At 65.5% G+C, this 19,624-nt stretch carries 23 protein-coding genes and 1 tRNA gene; 7 read left to right on the top strand and 17 right to left on the bottom strand.

Features of this window, described 5'->3' with window-relative positions; all coding sequences use genetic code 11:
- Nucleotides 1-57: 57 nt before the first annotated feature.
- The 4 genes from KXD96_RS15660 to KXD96_RS28785 all read left to right on the top strand — a co-directional run bounded on the left by KXD96_RS15660 (nt 58) and on the right by KXD96_RS28785 (nt 3,146).
- Complete coding sequence (locus KXD96_RS15660; protein ID WP_260737070.1) at nt 58-1,053, top strand: site-specific integrase; 996 nt, start codon at nt 58-60, stop codon at nt 1,051-1,053.
- Nucleotides 1,050-1,910 carry a tyrosine-type recombinase/integrase gene (locus tag KXD96_RS15655; protein ID WP_260737068.1) on the top strand — a complete coding sequence of 287 codons (861 nt, stop codon included), beginning with the start codon at nt 1,050-1,052 and terminating at the stop codon, nt 1,908-1,910. Before KXD96_RS15660 ends, KXD96_RS15655 begins: the two co-directional genes overlap by 4 nt.
- Before the next feature lie 91 nt (nt 1,911-2,001).
- On the top strand, nt 2,002-2,757 hold the full coding sequence (locus KXD96_RS15650) for a hypothetical protein (RefSeq protein ID WP_260737067.1): 756 nt from the start codon (nt 2,002-2,004) through the stop codon (nt 2,755-2,757).
- Between the two features lie 107 nt (nt 2,758-2,864).
- Nucleotides 2,865-3,146 (top strand): hypothetical protein, encoded by a 282-nt coding sequence (locus KXD96_RS28785; RefSeq protein WP_396878813.1) that lies wholly within the window; start codon nt 2,865-2,867, stop codon nt 3,144-3,146.
- 192 nt (nt 3,147-3,338) lie between these two features.
- Here the strand turns inward: KXD96_RS28785 and KXD96_RS15640 are convergent, their stop codons facing one another.
- Together KXD96_RS15640 and KXD96_RS15635 are read right to left on the bottom strand one after the other, a co-directional pair.
- Nucleotides 3,339-3,965 (bottom strand): hypothetical protein, encoded by a 627-nt coding sequence (locus KXD96_RS15640; protein WP_260737057.1) that lies wholly within the window; start codon nt 3,963-3,965, stop codon nt 3,339-3,341.
- 57 nt (nt 3,966-4,022) lie between these two features.
- Entirely contained in the window at nt 4,023-8,750 is a 4,728-nt protein-coding gene (locus KXD96_RS15635) for a phage tail tape measure protein (RefSeq protein ID WP_260737039.1), read from the bottom strand.
- Between the two features lie 213 nt (nt 8,751-8,963).
- On the opposite strand from KXD96_RS15635, the gene KXD96_RS15630 reads away from it, so the two are divergent.
- Complete coding sequence (locus KXD96_RS15630; protein WP_260737036.1) at nt 8,964-9,173, top strand: hypothetical protein; 210 nt, start codon at nt 8,964-8,966, stop codon at nt 9,171-9,173.
- The gene (locus KXD96_RS15625; protein ID WP_260737034.1) at nt 9,173-9,682 is read left to right on the top strand and encodes a hypothetical protein; all 510 of its coding nucleotides are present in this window, start codon (nt 9,173-9,175) and stop codon (nt 9,680-9,682) included. The genes KXD96_RS15630 and KXD96_RS15625 overlap by 1 nt, the downstream gene beginning before the upstream one ends.
- 742 nt (nt 9,683-10,424) lie before the next feature.
- Here the strand turns inward: KXD96_RS15625 and KXD96_RS15620 are convergent.
- From KXD96_RS15620 to KXD96_RS15570, 11 genes are all read right to left on the bottom strand, one after another.
- On the bottom strand, nt 10,425-10,622 hold the full coding sequence (locus KXD96_RS15620; RefSeq protein WP_260737032.1) for a hypothetical protein: 198 nt from the start codon (nt 10,620-10,622) through the stop codon (nt 10,425-10,427).
- A 2-nt stretch (nt 10,623-10,624) separates the two neighbouring features.
- Nucleotides 10,625-10,795, bottom strand: coding sequence for a hypothetical protein (locus KXD96_RS15615; RefSeq protein ID WP_260737030.1), 171 nt, complete (start codon nt 10,793-10,795; stop codon nt 10,625-10,627).
- A gap of 7 nt (nt 10,796-10,802) precedes the next feature.
- Nucleotides 10,803-11,072 carry a hypothetical protein gene (locus KXD96_RS15610; protein ID WP_260737027.1) on the bottom strand — a complete coding sequence of 90 codons (270 nt, stop codon included), beginning with the start codon at nt 11,070-11,072 and terminating at the stop codon, nt 10,803-10,805.
- 135 nt (nt 11,073-11,207) lie between these two features.
- Nucleotides 11,208-11,609 carry a hypothetical protein gene (locus KXD96_RS15605; protein WP_260737024.1) on the bottom strand — a complete coding sequence of 134 codons (402 nt, stop codon included), beginning with the start codon at nt 11,607-11,609 and terminating at the stop codon, nt 11,208-11,210.
- A gap of 44 nt (nt 11,610-11,653) precedes the next feature.
- A complete protein-coding gene (locus KXD96_RS15600) occupies nt 11,654-12,385 on the bottom strand; it encodes a hypothetical protein (RefSeq protein WP_260737022.1) in 732 nt (243 codons plus the stop codon).
- A gap of 2 nt (nt 12,386-12,387) precedes the next feature.
- Nucleotides 12,388-12,834, bottom strand: a complete 447-nt coding sequence (locus tag KXD96_RS15595; RefSeq protein WP_260737019.1) for a helix-turn-helix domain-containing protein — start codon at nt 12,832-12,834, stop codon at nt 12,388-12,390.
- Nucleotides 12,821-13,012, bottom strand: a complete 192-nt coding sequence (locus KXD96_RS15590) for a hypothetical protein (RefSeq protein WP_260737018.1) — start codon at nt 13,010-13,012, stop codon at nt 12,821-12,823. Before KXD96_RS15590 ends, KXD96_RS15595 begins: the two co-directional genes overlap by 14 nt.
- Nucleotides 13,013-13,285: 273 nt before the next feature.
- On the bottom strand, nt 13,286-13,579 hold the full coding sequence (locus KXD96_RS15585; protein WP_260737017.1) for a hypothetical protein: 294 nt from the start codon (nt 13,577-13,579) through the stop codon (nt 13,286-13,288).
- A gap of 393 nt (nt 13,580-13,972) precedes the next feature.
- Nucleotides 13,973-14,929 (bottom strand): hypothetical protein, encoded by a 957-nt coding sequence (locus KXD96_RS15580; protein ID WP_260737016.1) that lies wholly within the window; start codon nt 14,927-14,929, stop codon nt 13,973-13,975.
- A gap of 20 nt (nt 14,930-14,949) precedes the next feature.
- Entirely contained in the window at nt 14,950-15,441 is a 492-nt protein-coding gene (locus tag KXD96_RS15575; protein ID WP_260737014.1) for a hypothetical protein, read from the bottom strand.
- A 139-nt stretch (nt 15,442-15,580) separates the two neighbouring features.
- Nucleotides 15,581-15,787, bottom strand: coding sequence for a helix-turn-helix domain-containing protein (locus tag KXD96_RS15570; RefSeq protein WP_260737012.1), 207 nt, complete (start codon nt 15,785-15,787; stop codon nt 15,581-15,583).
- Nucleotides 15,788-15,911: 124 nt separating this feature from the next.
- On the opposite strand from KXD96_RS15570, the gene KXD96_RS15565 reads away from it, so the two are divergent.
- Nucleotides 15,912-16,616, top strand: a complete 705-nt coding sequence (locus KXD96_RS15565; protein ID WP_260737010.1) for a hypothetical protein — start codon at nt 15,912-15,914, stop codon at nt 16,614-16,616.
- Between the two features lie 14 nt (nt 16,617-16,630).
- Here the strand turns inward: KXD96_RS15565 and KXD96_RS15560 are convergent, their stop codons facing one another.
- From KXD96_RS15560 to KXD96_RS15545, 4 genes are all read right to left on the bottom strand, one after another.
- Nucleotides 16,631-17,824 carry a site-specific integrase gene (locus KXD96_RS15560; RefSeq protein WP_260737009.1) on the bottom strand — a complete coding sequence of 398 codons (1,194 nt, stop codon included), beginning with the start codon at nt 17,822-17,824 and terminating at the stop codon, nt 16,631-16,633.
- Nucleotides 17,825-17,913: 89 nt separating this feature from the next.
- A tRNA-Pro gene (locus tag KXD96_RS15555) sits at nt 17,914-17,990 on the bottom strand.
- A gap of 59 nt (nt 17,991-18,049) precedes the next feature.
- Nucleotides 18,050-18,793, bottom strand: coding sequence for an IclR family transcriptional regulator (locus tag KXD96_RS15550; RefSeq protein ID WP_260737007.1), 744 nt, complete (start codon nt 18,791-18,793; stop codon nt 18,050-18,052).
- Complete coding sequence (locus KXD96_RS15545; RefSeq protein WP_260737006.1) at nt 18,790-19,620, bottom strand: cyclase family protein; 831 nt, start codon at nt 19,618-19,620, stop codon at nt 18,790-18,792. The genes KXD96_RS15550 and KXD96_RS15545 overlap by 4 nt, the downstream gene beginning before the upstream one ends.
- Nucleotides 19,621-19,624 lie beyond the last annotated feature (4 nt).

Genomic DNA, 19,624 nt, shown 5'->3' with positions numbered 1-19,624 from the left:
CCGGAAGAAACTGCTCAAAATTCGACCGGGGCCGACAGCGGTCAGGATTACCGCGATATGAGCGCCGCACTGCGGGTCGCCGCGGCGGCCTACTCGCCAGCACTGGTTGCCGAGTTGCCCGACCGCGTCATCGAATGGCAGACGTGGCAGTACGCACAGTCGTTGTCGGCCCGGACTGTCGCTGAACGCACGGCCACGGTGATGCGGTGCGCGCAGTGGGTCGGCGCGGATCATCCCGAAACACTTCGGACCGACCAGATCACCCGCTGGCTTGCTCACGGAGGCGATTGGTCGCTGCGTACCCGTTGGACGTACCACGCGTCGTTGGTCGCCTGGTTCTCGTGGCTTGAGGAGCAGGAGTATCGGGTGCCCAACCCGATGGACAAGGTCGGCAAACCGCGGCGCCCGCGCAGCGAGCCGCGGCCGATATCGGATAGCGAGATGCGCCGATTGCTGCGGCTGCGCTTGCATCGCCGGACCCGAGCGATGGTGTTGCTGGCGGCGTTGCAGGGTTTGCGGGCCCACGAGATCGCGAAGGTCAAGGGCGAGCACCTAGATCTTGTGGATCGCACGCTGGTTGTCACGGGAAAGGGTGGGGTGACCGCGACGCTGCCGCTGCATCACCTGGTCGTCGAGCACGCTTATCGGATGCCGCGGCGCGGGTGGTGGTTCCCCGGCGCTGACCGTGGCCACCAGCGGCGTGAATCGGTGTGCGGGACGGTTAAGGAGGCGATGATCCGGGCGGGGATCAGTGGTTCAGCGCATCAGTTGCGGCATTGGTTCGGTACCGCGCTGGTCAAGGCCGGGGTCGATTTGCGCACTGTGCAGACGTTGATGCGTCACCAGAACCTCACTTCCACGGCGATATACACGGCGGTAGCAGATGAGCAGCGCGCCAAAGGGATTCAACTGCTCGACCCGTTCGGCGTGGCCCCCGCCGCTCAGCGCGACCCTGCCAAAAGTGCGGCCCAGCCCGAGGTCACTGTCGATGAATTGCGTCGACAAGCGGCCGAATTGCTAGCGGCTGCCGAAAAATTGGAGAGCGCACAGTGACCGCGGTGCTGCGGCTGGTCCGCGACGACGACGGCGACAGCGACTTGCCGCCGCTCGAGGCATGGGAGATCCACATGCGGGGTGCCGGCCGCTCCGACCGCTACGTCAACGACACCATCGGGACGTTGCGGCATCTTGAGCGGTTCACCGGCAAAACCGTGGAAACCATGACCGCACTTGATGTTTCGCGGTTCCTGGGGCGCCCGAACCTTAAGCAGTGGTCCCGGTCGGCCTACTTCAGCTCGATCAGCTGTTTCTACCGCTGGTGGGGCGACAACGGCGGGGTGAATGTCACGGCCCGGTTGCCGCGCCCGAAGATGCCCAAGTCCACGCCACGCCCGGTCTCAGACGCCCAGCTGCGCGCCCTGCTGGCCACCCGCATGCGCCGCAAGACCCGCGTCATGATCCTGTTGGCCGCGCTGGCCGGTCTACGGGTCCACGAGATCGCCAAGATCCGCGGCGAAGACATCGACCTGCAAGCCCGGACCTTGCGGGTCACAGGTAAGGGCAATCGCACCGAGACGTTGCCGCTGCACCCGCTGCTGGTCCAAGCCGCCGAATCGATGCCGCGGCGCGGCTGGTGGTTCATGGGTAACTCCCGTCGCCCGGGGCAGCCGATCGAACGCCGGTCGGTGTCCGAGGTGATCCAAATGGCGATGCAACGCGCCGGCATCCCCGGCGGCACCGCGCACCAACTGCGCCACTGGTACGGCACAAAACTCGTGGCTGACGGGACCGATCTGCGGACAGCGCAAACCCTGCTGCGGCACGCCAACCTCAACACCACCGCCATCTACACCCAGGTCGTCGACGGCAAACGAACCGAGGCGATCGACCGGCTCGAGCTGCCCGACTAGCCAATCCGCGGACACCTGTCCCGGACAACTCCGGGACAGGTTGTCATCCCCTCATGCAAGATTTACGACAAGCCAACAGGAGCCCTCGAAGATGCCCACTAACGACCACCAAGACGATGAGCTGCCCCCGACGACGGCCGCCGCCGGCAGTGATGAGACCGCGATCGGGCCGGCCGGCGACGTGACCGAGATCGTGCCGCCGCTGCCCCCGGGCGCTCCCGGGCTGGCCTGGGCACATGACGATGACGATGATGACGACGACACGGTCTCGTGGGGGACCGCTGCCGAACGCGCCAGCGTCATCCTGATCGGCGCGGTCGCCGCCGCGCTCGTGGTCGGTCTCCTGATGTGGCTCGGGTTCTACCTCTACGGCAAGACCAACCCGGCTCCCGCTCCGGGCGCCGCGAGCCCCGCGGCGACGGTCCCCGCTGCGGCGCTTCCACCGATCAGCCCGGCCGCCGCACCAGTCCCGCCGCCATCGACGGTGACGGTCACACCCGCGCCCCCGCCGACGGTCACCGTGCAAGCCGCGCCACCACCGCCGGCACCAGAGGTGAAACCAGCTCCCGCGCTGCCGCCGCCCGGCGGCACCGATATTTTCACCATCTGCCCAGACGGCCACGAAGGTGTTGTCGGTGGCCACACCAGCTGCGCGTTCGCCGAAAACGTCCGCCGAACCTTCTACAACAGCGGCATGGCCAACACCTTCACCGCCTACTCACCCGTCACCGGCGACGCCTACGAAATGACCTGCGCCGGCCGGTATCCCGCATATTTCACCGACGGAACCACGAAGGTCTCGACGCGCTGCTACGGCGGCGACAACGCAGAAGTCGTCATCTGGTGACCCGATTTCACGTAGGCGAGCTGCCGGTGGCCAGCCGTTTGAAACGGCCACCGGTGTCGGGACGTGGGGTTACGATCTGCGCGTCGATCTACAGATTCGAGGTAGCGATGAGCCATCTTCAGCGTTTGATCATCGGGTTTGTTGCGGCCTTCGCTTTGCTGATCGCCGCTGGCAGCTTTGCCGGCCTGCCGACTGCGTCCGCTGATCCGATCTGCGGTACGCCGGGAACGCCGCCGTGCGCGGGTCCTGGTCCGTTGACGCCTGAGCAGCAGTGCGCGTTCATCGCGTGGCGGTCGATGATGCCGTGCAATTGGCTCGGAATGCAGGTGCCGGCCGGCACGCCGGGAAGTTGGGATAACCCACCTGCGCCCCCGCCGCCGCCGCCCTGAGCCCAGGTATCTGCTCGAGATAGCGTCCGCGGCATGACCCGCGGGCAAGTCGTCGACGAACTCCAACGTAACGGCCCCACCTTCACCCCGCGGGAGTCACGGACATCTTGTCCGTGACTTCGCTGCGGCCCGCGGTGAGGGCAGACCAGACCTACCCCGGGACCTGGGGCCGCACACCCACCCCGTCGCGGGTTACGACAGCACGTGGGCGATACCGCCCCAGTAGTCGTACGCGCCGCCCGTTGCAGCGAATGTTGCTGCCCCGGTTGCGGTACTGATCGCCAACCCAGCACCGCCGTCTGTGCTGTTGTAGTGCGCCGTGCCGCCAGACATCCCGGACAACGCGGAGACGGTCGAGCTGCCCGCGCCCCATCCGAATGACTGCAGGATCAGTTGCGACGCAGACGCTGAAACGATCTGCGACATAGCGCCCGGCGCGCCGTAAGCGGTCAGCGCGGACCCGACAGAATGGACGCCCTTGATCGAGATCGAGTTACCGATGTACCACGCACTACCCGAGATGGAAACCCCAACCGTTGCTGCGCTTCCCGTTCCCGCACCTGCCAGATGGAAGCGCACCGTGTACCCGTAGCCACCGTTGCCGTCGTGAGCAACACTGGCGCCGGGCAGCGCCGTCATCGCCCGCCCGTTGTAACTGACCCCGGTAACAGATCCCCCGGCGCGGTCATAGGACACGTCGACGAAGATGTCGGCGCCGAGCGCCGCGGTATGGCTGAACGAGAACGATCCCAGTCCGCCCCCACCGCCCCCTATGGCATCGAAAATCGGCGCAACAGCGGGGGCGCCTTGGTGCACCAACAGGAAATTCCTAGCAGCGAACATTGTGGTCTCCAGTTCCCATCCGCGGCCACATACTCACGGCCGGCTGGCCCCCACCGTGTTGGCCGCCATCGACGTCTGCTGGTTCAGCTCCGAGTGCAGCTGGTGGGTGTTGTCGGCTTGCACGTTGACCGGGCCGAGGATCTGAATCGGGGAGCCCTGCTGCGTGTTGCCGTTGCCGGGGTTGGCGAACTTGTCGTCGGAAACATTCGACTTGAATGGCTGCTGCGTTTGGCCGGCGGTGTTCTGCGACGCCGCGGGCCGTACTCCGGTCATGCCCATCAGCAGCCGCCCGGGGATGGTTTTCGACCAGTCGCCGCTGCTGCCGCCCGCGTCGGGGATCAGCGCCTCCAAGATGCCCTCGACGCCGATCCCGACGTCCTGGGCGCCTGCGGCGGCCGCCCGGTTCAGCTCCTGAAAACCGACCTGCATCGCGGCACCTGCCGCCGAGCCTCCGGGGAACATGGAGCCCGCCGACGACGCGGCGCTCTCCAATGCGCCGATGGCGCCCCCGCTGAACCCGATACCCGGCTGCGCCGGCTGCCCCGTGCCGGGCTGCTGGGCGTCGGCGCCCGGGGACGCCAGATCAGAGATCCCCTGGTGAATATCCACCGCGCCGCCGCCAGACGGCTTCGGCCCCGCAGGCTGCCCTGGTTTCGGGGCACCCGGAGGACCGCCCGGCTTCGGCGCACCAGGCGCACCCGGAGTATTCAACATGTTCTGCGGCGTAGACGCGGGTGGCGTCGGCTCCGTCGGATCAAGAGGGCTGCCGGTACCGGGGGCGAAATACTGCGCGTTCATCGCCCGCAGCTGCGGCAAGAACTGCGACGTGGCGCTGGAATTCATCACCATCTCGCCCGGGCTCAGCCACGCCGGGATCGTGTCGGTGCCCTTCGGGCCGCCCGGGAAACTGTCCGACAAACCACCCGACGCGAACCCCGGCTGATTCGGGTCGAAGAACTGCTTCAGTTGGCCGCCGAGCTTGGGAACGTTGAGCCCGGTGTCCCACGAGGGGGCGTGCGGGTCGTGCCACCAGCGCTGGTCGCGGGTGGCATCTGTCCACGGCGGGTGTTGCGTATACGGTTGCGGCCCCTTGCTATTCCCACCCAGCTTCGACAGGTCCGGCTGCATCTTCACCGGCGGCGCCACCGACTTCGGCCCTAGACTCGGGAGCGACGGCCCCGAGTAGTTGCCATCCGGCCCGATCATCCCGTGCTGTTGCGCCCATGCCCGAACATCCGGTGGCAAACTGTCGGCATCGGTGTGCGGGTGCGCCGGATACCACTGCTTATAGAAGTTCGGTGCTGGCGGTGCGGGATGAGCGAACGCGCTGCGCATCAGCTGCGCTTGCTGGGCTGGTGAGAGCTGCGCGATCTGATCAGCCGTCAACGGGCCATTCAGGTCGACCGGCGCGGATTGGTCGCTGCCGCCAGCTGTTCCAGCGCTGCCACCGCCCGTGGCAGGTCCGATTTCGTTGCCGCGGGGCGGCCCACCCAGGTCGGGTGCATTCGCGTCACCGCCAGGGCCGAACGTTCCCGGCGGAACATTCGGGTAGCCCAGGCCACTGGGGCCGAACCCGGCCGCGCCCACGCCCATGCCGCCGGGCGCGCCGCCCATCGCGGACCACGCCGCGGTCTCTAACGGGCCCAACACCATGTCCTCGGCGAACCCGACAAGCCACTCGGCGAGCCCCGGCAGTCCCTTGGACAGGCCGAACTTATCGGCAAGCGGCACAGGCAGAAACGGGTTACCGCTGCCGCCGCGGCCGTGGCGGCCGGCGTGGAATGTGCCCTGCTCGGCCTTGGCTACCCGTTCTTGGGCCAAGTCGCGTTCGCGGTACAGATGCTGAATCTCGTGATCGAGCCGGTCACGCTCATCCTGCGATGCGTCGGCTTTCAGGTTCTGTTTGCGTTCCTCGGCGTCGTGGATCTCGTCGTTGAGATGACGCAGCGATTCCTGCGCCGAGGCGACGCGCTCAGGGTTGGCCGTGTAATAGCCGGGCTGACCACCCGGGCCCGTCCCTGGTGTCGCGCCGGGCGGAATGCTGCCCCCACCGAAACCACCACCCATGCCGCCGCCGAAGCCGCCGCCGAAGCCCGGCATTCCCGTCGCGGTGCCCTGCCCGTACAGGTTCGGCAGGAACATGTGATGGTCAAACTCAGAACTCGACGCCCCGGCCGCACCCGAACCGATCAGGAAATTCCCGTGGCTGCCACCGGATTCGGCGTTCTCACCGTCCGATAACGTCATGGCCGCGTGCCCGTCGTCGGGCGCCGAGCCGTGGTTGTACCAGCCCACCGAAATCGAGCCCGGGCCGCCGATACCAGGCTGGAAACCCAGCGCAGCCAGCCACTGACCCATGTTCTGCGTCGTCGGCAAGTTCGTCGCCGGCAAGCCCATCGCGCCGAGCACGACCCGGCCGACCATGCCCGAGCAGTCGGTGCGGCCGCGCTGGCTGTACGACGTGCCCGCCATCGACTCGGCGACCTGCACGTCACGGCCGACGGCGCCGCCGTACTGGCGGTGCAGGGCGTTGCGGAATGCGTACACCGCGCCGTGGCCGCCCATCGCGTCGACGTCATCGGCGGTGAAAACGTGCTCGCCCTCAGCGCCCCAGAACAGCGCCGAGTCATGACCTTTCGGGCCCGGCGCCCGCAGCGGGCCGCCGCCTGCGTGCCCGGCGACCTGGTTGTAGATCCCGACACCGCCGCCGATCAGAGCACCCACACCGGCGCCGATGCCGGTGCCGACACCAGGAATGATCGAGCCGATCGCCGCGCCGGCGGCAGCACCGGTCCCCGCATCCGTCCCGACCACCGCGGCGCTGTGCAAGAAACTGCCCTGATCGGTGTGGTCCTGCGCCCACTGGCCACCCAGCTGCGCCCCGATCCCAAGTACCCCAGCGGCTTTCAACCCCGACAGCGCGCGACTCAGGCCCGCGGTCGCCGTTTCGGCGCCCTCCTCCTCGGAGAGGATCGTCCCCAACCCCGAAGCGATCGGCCGAAGTATCGATCCGGCGATGTCGATCGCCTTGAAACCCAACCACGCACCGCCCAAAGCACCCACACCGCCGACCACAGCATCCAGCAGGGTCTTGTGCTCGGTCAGGTACCGCGCCGAATCGCCAAGCACACCAACGACTTGCGTCATAGCGGGTAGGAAATCGTTACCGATCTCGACGCGGACTGCGCTCAACGCCCCCTTGAAGTCCTTCATCTTGGCGTTGTAGGTGGTCTGAGACTCGGTGAAGCCCTTGGTCTTTCCGTCCGCATCAGCGGTCGCGCCCGCCACCTGATTGACCGCGTCGGCCGCCTTGGGGCCGTTCTCACCGACGAGCTGCAGCACGGTCCGCAGATTGTCCTGGCCGCCGACAAGCAGCGCGAGCGCCTGGATCTGGGTCTGCCAGTCGCCCTGGCCCGATTTCAGGGACTGGTTAAAGCCGTTCAGCTGATCTTCGAGTTTCTTCCACTGCTCAATCTCGTTGGCCTGCTCGGCGCCCAAACCCCCGCGGGTCTTGCGGAACTCTTTGTATGACAGGGTGCCGTTGTCGATGGCCTCGGCAACCGCACGCACATTAGGCGGCATCGCGGCCATCATCTGGTTAGCGCTGTCGGAAACCTGCTGCGACTTGAACCAGGTGTCGAGCATGACTTTGCCTGACGGTCCGAGCTTGGATTGCACCGCCTGGTACAGGACGTTCGCGGTGCCGACCAAACCTCTGTCCCCGAAATGCGCTTGGATATCACGGGAATCGATACCTAGAGCGGCCATCTCGTCACGCATCTGCTTCGTCGGGCGCGACAGCGACGTGATGGTGTGCGTCAGGTTCTGCGTGGCCTGGTCAGCACCCATCCCGGACTGGGTGAGCATCGCCAACGACGCATACAGGTCATTGATGCTTTCCCCCGCGCCCGCAGCGGTGGGCTCGACGTTGTGCAACGCCCCGGTGAAGTCCTGCGCCGAAACCTTCGACAGACCAATAGCCACATTGAGTTTCGACGTGATGTCAGCGGCCTGCTCCACCGGGATGTGATAGTCACGCATCGTGGTCGTGAGCCCGTTGATCGTGTGGTCGAGGTCCGCGCCTTCTTGGGAGGCCAGCTGGGCTCCCGCTGTGAGCACCTTGATCGCGTCAGGCCCCCGCAGCCCGGCCTTCTCGACCAGGAACATGGCGTTCATCAGATCGTTCGCCGAATACCCGACCTGGCTAGCCAGGTTGAGCACCCCATCGCTGATGAGCTTGAAGTTCCGCGTCGACTCCCCGGCGACTGTGTGCAGCTTCTCGAGGCCCTGCTGGAAATTCCCGGCTGCCTCAGTGGAGGAAACCACCGCACCGGTGAACACCGCCAGGCCGCCGATGCCGGCGGCATTCCACGCCCGCCCGGCCAAGCCAGCAGCCGCGGCGCCGTCCTGAACAGCCTTCGTATGCGCGCGCTGCGCCGCCTCGTTGGCGGCCAACGCATCAACGTAATCCCGCTGGCTTCGGGCAGCGTTCGCCTGCGCCGCCAGCGCTCTACTTGAATCGTCGCCGTACTTGGCAACTGCCTCAGCGGCCCGACGCGCGTCGCGCTCCATCCGCGCAGCCTGATCGCGCTCCACGTCAGCAGCGCGGCGCCACGCGTTCTCAAGCCGCGACAGCTCCTCGCGAGCCGCGCCGGTGTCGAACGCGCCGAACGCCTTACCCAGCGAACCGCCAAGCCCCTTCGATATGTCCGCGCCCAGACGGTTGAAAACCGCGGTGATCTCGCGGGCCGTGGCCTCCACAGCTCGCCGGTCCAGCCGCGACTCAACGTCAAGATAAACAGGAATTCCAACCACCGCCTCGCGTGACATCCCGGCGCTTGAGCGCCCGTCTCAAACGCTAGAGACCAATCGGCGCAGAGACGTCAACTGCTCGCGTCAGCGCGAGTGGGCCACGTCGTTCACACACACCCACATGTGTTGCACACTCCCAACGGTGTGTTGTATAGTTGCAACATGGGTCGGCATCCTCACAAAGAGATCCGCAACGCTCTCGATGAAGCTGAATCCGCCGGGCTCAGCATCACCGAGACCAGCGGTCACACGTGGGGATGGGTGAACTGCCCGTGTGGGCAGCGCATCGCCGTGTACTCGACCGGGAAAAACCCGGAGCACGGCGCGAAACTCATCCGCGGATTCACCAGGAGACACAGGGAGCACACATGATGGACTACGAATTCACCTTGGCCGTTGACCGCGACCCAACGGGGTTGGCCGACAAGCTATTCGACATCGCCGAGGGCGACCTGGTGCCAGAAGGCGGCGCAGGCGTCAACGTGGTGCACGCCTACCGCGAGGCTGATTCCTTCGCAGCGGCGCTCTTCGGTGCGGTGAAAGATGTGGAGTCGACTGGTCTGGTCGTGACTGGGATCGCTTCTGATGACCTGGTGTCGTTGCGTGACATCGCAACTCGGCTTGGCCGCACCTACGAGTCGGTGCGGCTGATCGCGGCCGGCAAGCGGGGTTCTGGCGGCTTCCCGACGCCGCTGTCGACCGGACAGTGGTCACTGTATTCATGGGCTGAAGTCTCAGCGTGGTTTTCCCGTTCCCACGGCACCGAAGCGCCAAGCACTTACGACCGGGAGATCGCGGCCGCCGATCACCTGATCCGAGCGCGACGAATCCTTGCAGGCGATGAACAACGACACCAGCTCGGCAAACTCGTCACCCTCTAAACACGCGACGACCAGGGCCCTTTAGGTTTCGCCTTGTGCGCATGAGCAGTCGAACTCCCAGCGCTCAGGCCACGAGCCGGTGAAGTCGCCATAGCAGCAGAACTCAATACGCTCGCCCGTATCACTGGTAAGGGCGACTTCGTGCCAATCCTCGTAGATGCGGCACGACCAGAGGTAGAACTTGCGGGACAACCAACGCCGAAATGAGAGCACCGCGGGACCAATCAGGACTCCGCTCAACAGCGAAGATCACAGCCTAAACGCAATGCGCAATCGCCGACCAGTCCACCCCTGCGGACACCTGTCCGCGCCTGGTTTCTCGAGCCGATCAACGATGCGGCCAGCTTCGACGACCATCACGGTTATCGCGTACGGGTCGCCCTGACGCGACAAATCCGAAACAAGCCGCTGACCAGCGGATTTTCTGCGTGACATGGGCAGGTTCCCCAAATTTTTCGGCCCCGTGTAAAAAAATCCGTGACGGGCAGGCGGTCGCTTCGTGGGGGTGGGGTCGAATTTTTTCGGCGGGGGGGTGGTGACCGTGTTTGCTGGGGTCACCGGTGACCGTGGGACCGTGGTCATGGTGACCGTGGGACCGGTCGCGGGTGTGGGTGCGTGTTGGTATTCAGGGCACAGGTGGTGTCAGTCGTCGAGGTCGAGTTGTGCGCGGAGTTTGTCTGCGGGGATGGTTACACCGGTGCGTTCGTGCACGCCGAGCTCCCGTTGACGATGACGACTTTCGTCAGCGGTCCTCGTGTTGTTCGCGTTCACGGACTTTTGCGAGCACTTCGGCGGTGATCTGTTCGGCTCGTTCCTCGGTGAGCCGCTGGCCGTCGACCATGACGACTTCGTTGTCGAGGTCGATGTCGCTGACCTCGGCGCCGGCGAATGTCTTGGGGAACTTGCCTACGCGGCCGGTGGTGGCGTCGTTCTGGTCCACGCCTAGAACGGTACCTCCATGGCGTTGAATCCGTCGTCTTGTCCTGTGCGCGCTTGGTAGCACTGGTTGATCAGCGCCGCGAATGGGTCTTGCTGGCGGTGCTGTCCGGGCTGGTCGCTCATGCCCATGAACGCGTGGTGCGTGGCCATGGTTGCGAATCGATGCTGCTGCATCGCTTCGTTATCCACCTGAAGAGCCCGCCGCGAGAACGGTCACGGAGCCTGTGCCGGAGGCAACGACTCCGTAGAGCGTGCAGCCGCCGCCGGGAATCGTGACGGTCGCACCGGGTGCCAGCGTCAGGGCTGGTGTCGCGCCGTCGGCGGACACCGACTCGTCACCAACGAAAACTGGTACGTCGCCTGAGTTTTGGATGATCCGAGCGGTGCTTTGATAGTTCGATGTATGGATGAGTGTTGGCGTGGTGTCGATGGTCGTGGCTTCAATGTGCATCGCTTCACTTCCCTTTCTGGGTGGGGTCTTGTTTTCGGCACCGGCCGCCGCGCCAGGGCGGCCTCCGAGTTTCGCCTCGTCGCAGGCGACCGGTGCCGCCCGTCCGCGCGTCGGAATCAAGGACGCGGACAAGTCTCATGATGCCGTTCCGGCTGCGCGCGCTTTCCGCTCGCGGACAGCGGCCGCGATCGTGTCGTTCCCCCACGACTGTCCCCTGTCACGCAAGGCAGTTCGGCAGGTGGGCGCGCCCGCATCCGGTGCTACGCCGAGGCGGTCGAGCGCAGCGATGCACTCGTCGACGAGATCGGTATTGGGACCCGGGACGTCGGTGGGCGCAGGCGCAGTCTGCGTGAGTGGCACCTGGTTGTCGTTGATCTCCTCAACGAGGCCCATGCGCAGGAAGCGCTCGCGCTGCTCATCGTTGAGGTAGTCAAGCAACTCCCCTTTGTAGCGGTGATGCAGCCGCCCGTCGCGGTCTTTCGGGATAACCAACGCGCACGTGACCCGGTAGCGCGGCACGAACGCGTCTGCGTACACGGGACCACGCGGCCCATATCCGGCTTCAGGAGTGAACGCCACGCCTACCCGTCACTTCTCGACTGGTAATTCGGCTTGGCGCGCCACTCGCCGCTTGCCTCGTCGAATTCGTAGGGTTCAACGCCGGTCGGCTGGTACCAGGCATCACGACGCGGCGGCCGCGGGACGCCCTGCGCGAAGCGCCCACCCAATCGATGCATGAACCAATTCGACTGCTCCTCCGGCGTCCAGGTTGAGGGGTCTTTGCCCTGGTAGTACCGCACCGGCGGCGGAATCCCGGGAAGCGGATTGCCCAGGCCGTCGACAGGCGGCCGCACAGACGGGTCGTACGGGTGCGGTACGCGAGCCGCAGCAGCAACTGTCCGCGGCGGCTGCTGTCCAGGCGGCTGCTGGATGATCCCCAAACGTGCCATCACCTGGCGATGGGTCCGCTCGAGGTCCGCGTCAGCAGCGAGCTTTTCGCGTGGCGGCAGAGCCGGCGCCAGGGCCGCGATCACCGACCGGTTTCCGGCGCGGTCCTTCTGCAGGGCGTCGCACCAAAACTCGATTCGGCTAGCGGGGATCTTGCCTACGTTGTACGCGGCCATGACAATGCTGCGGTCTTCGGCGCGGGCCCGCTGCTCAGCCGCGGACACCGCAGCAGCACCCTTGTCGGCCTCGATAGCCGCGAGTCGGACCTCGAGTGCCCGCTGCAGAGTCTTGTCATCGACATCGGCCGAGAGCCCAAGCACCCGAACGATTTCGGTGCGGGGCACGTTTACCATGTTCTCTGCCACGTCTAGGCTCCTCTCTGTTCGTTGAGCCGTGCTTTCAACGTCTCGATTGACGCGACGGTGACCATCAGCTGCCGTCCGACTTTGCGGCCATCGAGGTTGCCCTTTCGGTAATGCCAGCGGACCGTGTCCGCTGAAACCCCAAGTTCGGCAGCGGCCTCGTCTGTCCCAACGCGCGCGTCATGGCCTGAGATTAGAAACTCGGTGGCCATCGGGCGATCCGCCTCGCGTCGACGCGAGTCACTGATGGCGGCATACGCCTCCGCGAGTGCGCGCTGGGCAGCTAGCACGCCCTCCGGCACGCCGGGCTGTCCGGGCTGCTGCTTGAGCCGCGCGTAGTCGCCAAGCCAGTGGACGATGTAGCGCACGAGGTCTAGGTCGATCGGAATTGTGTTTAACCGGACCGCAGCGAAAATTCCCGGATATCGCGCCCGCATCTCATCGCCGGCCATCGCCCGCAATGCCTTCCCGCTGCCTGTCGACTACCGCGACGAGCTGGGCCGCCAGGTCGATCGCCTCGCTGTGATCCAGCACAAACACGATGTAGCCGATCTCCAACCGAATCAGCTGATCATTCCCGGTGAATGCCCGCACATCAGGCCGGAGCTGCTTACGTCCAAGCAGATTCATTCCGTTGGTCCTCCAATTTGGTGCGATTTTCGTCCCGGGGGAGAGAAAAAAGCGACGGGCGGGCGGTCGCGCACCACCCCCTGCCCTCTGATTTTTTGGGCGGGGTGGGTCATGGTCGCCGTTCCCTCGGGCAGTTGACGTCTGGTGCCAGCGTGGGCCCGATTCGGCTGCCGGATGTGGGGCATTCGCGCAGTACGACCGGGTGCGGCGCGCTTGGCTTGGTGATCGGTCCGTCCGGTATCGGGTCGTTGCCGCGGCGCGTGCGATGGGTGCTCACGACTGCGCGTCGCCCGCGGCGAGCACGGCGGCGGCCAACTCTTTGGTGATCTCGTCGACGGCTGCGGGTCGGCTGCCGTAGCCGCGGATCAGGCCGTCGGTGAAGTGCGCGAGCAGGTAGCCGACGACGCCGATCAGCAGGCCAGGGCTGGCGGTGTAGAGGCCGATCAGCTCGGTTCTGATGGCGGCTTGGCGTGCCAGTTCGTCGTCTTGGGTGAGGTCGGCGAGCGCCAGGCGCAGCGCGACGGCTTTCACGTTGTCGTAGAGCCCGGGTGGGAGCTCGGTACTCATCTGGGTGGTCCTTCCGTGGCTGGGTGGTCGTTTCGGATCGGGGTCCCGCATTCGGAGCACAGGCGGGCGATGTTGTCGGGCCCAAATAGGTTGGGAGTGCCGCAGATTGGGCAATCGTCGGCGGTCATTTCTTGGCCTTTCGTGGTCGGCCCCGCTGCCCTGTGTTGAGGCGGCCGGCGATGACGCCGAGTGGTCGCTTTCGGGGTGGTAGGGCGTTGAGCCACTGCTGGCATGGTTTGAGGGCTGGGCAGCTTCGGCAGATGTGTTGCGCGTACTCGATGGTTTCGGGGCAGTCGGTGTCGTCGAACTCGGCCCACCGGCCGCGGCATCGGGCGCCGGGCAATGCAGGTGCGGCGCCGATGGCGTCGAGCAGCCCAGCGAGTGCGGAGGTCACTAGTCGGCTCCCTCGGTGCGCTGCCGGTGTTCGAGAGGTAGCGTCCCGATTGGTGCTGCTTGCCTGGCAGGTAGGGCCCTAGATGCATTGAGTTCGGCGACGAGTTCTTCGGCTGCCTGGTGCCAGCCTTGGGCTTTCAGGCTTGGCTTGCCGAATCCGTTTCGTGCTATTTGCCCGTTGTTGGTGTGTTCGGCGGCGCGGATGATCCAGTTCCGCCACGTTGCTTCCCATTTGGTCTTGCGGCCTTTGGCGCCAGGTTGAGAGGACCAGTAGTTGGTGAACTTCTCGTGTTCGGTTCGGAGGTCGACTGCGGGGAAGCGGTCGCGCATTTCGCGGATGGTGTCATCGGGTGGTATCCAGCCCTCGGGCAGTCGCGTTCCGTGATCGTTCTTGGCGGTGCTCGCGCGCCCGCGCGACTCTCTTCCGTCAATAGAACCGTCAATAGAACCGTCAATAGAACCGTCAATGCCGCCATCCAGGGTGGCGGAAGCTCGAGCCGAAATGGCGGAAGCTCGAGCCGAAATGGCGGAAGCTCGAGCCGAAATGGCGGAAGCTCCTGGGTTAGTTTCCGCCATATGGGCGTCGGAATCTTCGATCATAGCTTCCGCCATCTTGATGTCGGGAGCTTCGGCGTCGGCTTCCGCCATGTAGGTGTCGGAAGCTTCCTCTACCAGTTCGGACGTCGGAAGCTCCGACAGCTCGTAGATGGAGGCTGCCCCATAGCCATTCGGCGCCCGGTATCCGCGCTTGACTATCCGAATCAAGCCGGCGTCTTTCAGGCTTCGGATCGTCCGCTCGGCGGTCCTGGAGGACCGGCCAATCGCGGCTTGGATGCGCACGCTTCTTACCGAGCCTTGCCGAGTTTCGGTGTGGCACTTCTCGGCGATCGCGAGCAGTGCGAGTCGCTCCGTCTGCGACAGGTTTCGGAGGGCCCCGGCCTCGACAGCATCGAGCACTTCTCCGACTAGTTGCCCACTCACGACGCCTTGCGCGCTTCCTGTTTGGCGGAGAAGAATTCGCGCATCGCTTCGATGGCTGAGCGTTTGTCCACGGCGCGTCGCAGGCCTCTTACAGCGTCTTCAAGCCTTGGGGTTGGCTGCACGACGGGACCGAGGTCGAATTCGGTTCCGAACGATTGGGTCTCGACGACAGCTTTCGTGTCGAATAGCTGCTGCCGAAGGTCGCGTTGTTCGTCTACCTCTTTATCGAGCCTGTTGCGTTTAGCGATCCGGGCCCGGTGGATCAGGTCACCGATCTGGACTGCCCGGTCACCAGGCGAATCGTAGAAGTCCTGCAACCCGTCGAGCAGGTCTTCGCGTGTGAGCCGATGACGGTGGACTTGTTCGGCCCACGCGACGATTCGCGATTTGTCGGCGGCGGGTGCACGGTCGTCGAGGAGCGCCGCCAGTTTGAGGACTTCGGCCACGGCGCATAGCTCGGCTTCAGTGGCGTTGAGCATGACGGTCATGACGGCGGGACTTCTGCATCCCACCGCGAGCGATCAGATCGACTATCGTTGCGAGTGGTTGTTTGGTTTGGTGTGGCGCCGGCCGGGCGTGGGGCCCGGCCTTCGTCAGTTTCAGGCGGCCCGTTCTGCCGATGACGCATTACGCCACACCCACGCTGGCAGCTTGGCTGAGCCGATCCACGTAAGCTGCAATGGATTTCGCGGTCACGAATCCGCGTCGGCCGATGTTGACCCGGACGAGCTCACCGCGGTCGAATAACTCATACATGGTGGTGCGGCCTATGTCACCGAGCTTGCGCCGCGCCTCGTCGTAGGGAACGAGTAGTCGGTCAGTGTCGCTGTCCATGCATCCTCTCCGATGTCCGTGCGAGTCCGCCGGGGGGTCGGCGGCTATTGACAGCGTCCAACAACGCAGGCTAGCCTTGCCACTTAGCAGAGTGACTTTATAATGGCAAAGTTAGCGAGGTGCGATGGCCGGCAAGCGAAGCCAGCGGACGCCGCAGTTGCGAACATCCGACGATCGGGAAATAGACTTCGTTGGCAACGCGGTTGTAGCCAGCGCACTCGGCCGCGGCCGTAGTGCTGAGGGGGAATTCAGGTTCGACCCTGACGCACCTTTCGAGGTTCGGCTGCCTTTCGGCAAAGCAACCTTCGCTATGGGCAGCCTGATACCTCTGGGGCAGTCTGGACTGCACGTCCCGAGCGTGGTGGACGTCGATTTCTCCAAGGACCGCACCGCGCCGTCGCGACGATTGAAAATTGAGGTGCGCGACGGCCATCCGATGTGCAGCGAGATCCACCTTGTTGCGCGTCCAGGGGGCCGCGGACTGCGGAACACGGATGTGAGGGCCCTAGCGGATCTCGGACGCTGGACCGAAGAGATTCTGAATGAGTGCAACGTGTACATCGGGCCAGATGGCATTCCAAGTCGGCCCGGCTCCCGTGACAGTCTCAAAGAGATTGGGGCCGCACGGGTTCAGCGGCGCAAGATTTCGCCGACGTTGCTCAAAGAGGTTGCGAATGCCTACCGAAGCAATGTCACCAAGGCGCCGACTCGGGCTGTCGCGGACAGTTTCGATGTGCCATATCGGACAGCGGCTCGATGGGTTGAGCTGTGTCGTAGCGACGAGTTCGGGCTTTTGCCAAAGACCAAGATGGGCAAAAAGCACGGATAACCTGGCTGCGGTGTTCACATCCCTAGTTGGCGACTGAGGTCGTCGACCGCGGCGCGGGCCGTGGAATCTTCGGAATGTCCGTAGATGTCACCGGTGATCGAAATAGAGCTGTGCCCAAGCAGATCGGCCACCGCCTTGATATGAACGCCACCTTCGAGCCATGCTGCAGCAGCTGAGTGTCGAAGCGTGTGGACCACAACGCCTTCCACGCCCGCGGTCTGAGCGGCCGTCTCGATTACCCGCAGCAAGTTACGGGGATCGACCGGTGATCCGAGCTCCGTCGTGAATACCAGTCCGTTTTCGCGCCACTGGTTGCCGGCGCGGAGACGTTCCTGTTTCTGGCGCAGCCGCTGCTCCCGCAGTATGGCAACGACTGGCTTGGATAACGGTATGAGCCGCCGGGAACGCGCTGTCTTGGGCTCGCTGATGCTCAACGCGCCGTCTACGCGCGCGATCGTCGCTGCAACGCGAAGTGCTCCCGCTGCCAGGTCGACCTTGTCCCATTTCAGGGCTAACGCCTCTCCGCGGCGGAGACCGGTCGACGCGATCAATACCAGGGCCGCGTGATACCGGGAATCCTTCGCCGCATCGAGCAATTTGACCACGGCGTCGCGGTCAAGGTGGCGAGCCTCGATGCGTTCGACGCCGGGACGCTTCACCGCGGCGGCCGGATTCTTGGCCAAGAGTCCGTCGCGCACGGCGCCGTCGAGCCCGGAGCGCAGCACGGTGTAGGCCGAGCGGATGGTGGAGTCGCTGAGCGCACGTACTGGCGGTGGCTCTGGCTCGTCGTCGGTGGGCTTGCCGGGCTTGGTCTGCGCGCGCATTTCCAAGATGAACTTCTCGATGTCGGACGGCCGCAATCGGTCCAGCCGCGATGAGCCGATCGGAGCGTCTTCGATGTGCTTCCGCGACAGGTTGGCGTACAACTCCTTGGTGGCCATCTTGCGATCGGATGCGGCGAGTGTGGTGGCGCGCCAGTGAGTCATCCACTGCGCCACCGTTGTGGTGGCGTCCCGGGGCGGCAGGCCGTCGTTGATTCTGTCGCGGGCGTCGTCGAGAGCTTTCAGCGCGGCCTTCTGCGTAGGCCCGTATACGCTGACGCGTTTCCGCTGGCCGGTGGCAGGGTCGAGATAGGACAGGCGTGCTTCCCAGCGGCCGTTGGCACGCTGGTAGACGTTCCCCTGGCCGTTGGCCCGGCGCTTGCCCATGCAGGTCAGTGTAAACCTGGTTGGCGTAACAATTGGCGTACGCCAGATATTTTCCGATCAGGCTAACCTCAAAAATACCTTCTGACCTGTGGTCGGGCTGACAGGATTTGAACCTGCGACCACTTGACCCCCAGTCAAGTGCGCTACCAAACTGCGCCACAGCCCGGTGCCGCCGAGATCACCGGCAGCAGGTCGAAAGCCTACCGCAGACGACCCGCCACCTTGCTAATCGACCTTCCCCAGCGCGGCGGCCACCCTCTCGACCCAGTTCAGCAGCGACCCGGCAAGTTCGGCTTCGCGGCCGTAGAACCGCTGCGCCGGCACCGGCACGCTGACCGCCACGGCGTGCCCGGCCACTCCCTTGAGCACCGCGCCCACCGCACAGATCCCTTCGGTCTGCTCCTCGCGGTCGTACGCGACGCCTTCGGCCCGCACCCGCTCGAGCTCCTTGCGCAGCGCCGCCGGGCTGGTGATGGTGTTCGGGGTGAGCCGGGCCAGTCGACTCGGCAGGCGCTCGGGCGGCAGGCTGGCCAGCAAGGCCTTGCCGTTGGCGCAGCAGTGCAAGGGAAACGACTCGCCCACCGCGCTGATGGCCCGCAACCGGTGCGGCGAGACCACCTGGTCGACGAAGGTTGCGCGATCCCCGTCCAGGATGGACAGGTCGACGGTCTCCCCCAGCTCGCGCGACAGTTCCTCCATGAACGGGTGCACGTCCATCACGACGCCCAGGCGCACGGTACTGGCCATGCGCGCGATCTCCGGCCCCAGCCGATACCCGCCGCGGCCCCCGCGCGAGGCGACCAAGCCCTCGTCGTCCAAGGCATTGAGGATCCGGCTGACCGTGGAACGCGGCATGCCCAGCCGGTCGCCGATCTCGGCCTGGCTGAGCCCGCCCGGGTGCGCCTGCAGCAGCCGCAGCATCTCTGCCGCGCGGGCGATGACCTGAATGCCGGCGCCGTCGGAACTCATGCCGCCCGGCCCGTCTCGATGCGGTAGCCGCCCGTGGGATCGACGATGGCCACCAGCCGCACGATGCAGCCGTCGCCGCCGACCCAGCGCCACGGGAACGCCGCGAACGTCACGCGCTTGCCGGTGACCTTGTCCAGGTCGCCTCCGACGTTCTCGAAGCCGTAGATGCCCTTGGACAGGATCGCCCGGTGGCACGGCTCCCATTCCGGGAAGTCGTCGAGCACGCGGCGACCGGTTTGCTCCTCGTATTCCCTTACCACCCAGGGCAATAGCCCACCAGTATGTTCGGCCGGACCGTGCGGGCCGATCGAGGTGGCCAGCGGGTGGTCCAGCGCCTGGGTGTCGGCGCCGACGGCCTTGACGCCCTTGGCCGCGAACCACTCGCCGGCCTCCTTGTAGAAGCCCGGGGAGTAGGCGTAGTACTCGGCGCTGTCGGCGTACCTGTGGTGCCAGCCGGTGTTGACGACGACGATGTCGCCGGGCCGGATCTCCGGGGCCGCCCGCTCCAGGTCCTCTGCGGTGACGACGCCCCACTTGTCCTTCGGGATCGACACGACGACGCCGGTGCCGAAGAAGGCGCTCAGCGGGATCTCGTGCAGGAACGGCGTGCCCTCGACGACGTGGGCGGGGGCGTCGATGTGGGTGCCGGAATGCATGACGGTGGTGATCTTTTGGGTGAGCACCCGGCTTCGGGCCATATTGTGCAGGCGCTCGATCTTGACGTCCTCGAAGTACGGCCAGGCCGGCGCCCCGTGGCCCCACGGGTGGGACAGGTCGTAGAACTCCAGCGTCGATTCCGCTTCGCCGAGCGGCCAGGTGATGCTCATGTCG

The organism is Mycobacterium sp. SMC-2, assembly GCF_025263485.1.
Classification (GTDB): Bacteria; Actinomycetota; Actinomycetes; order Mycobacteriales; family Mycobacteriaceae; genus Mycobacterium.
The sequence above is the reverse complement of the archived record's forward strand: the minus strand, read 5'-3'. Positions and strand labels throughout refer to the sequence as shown.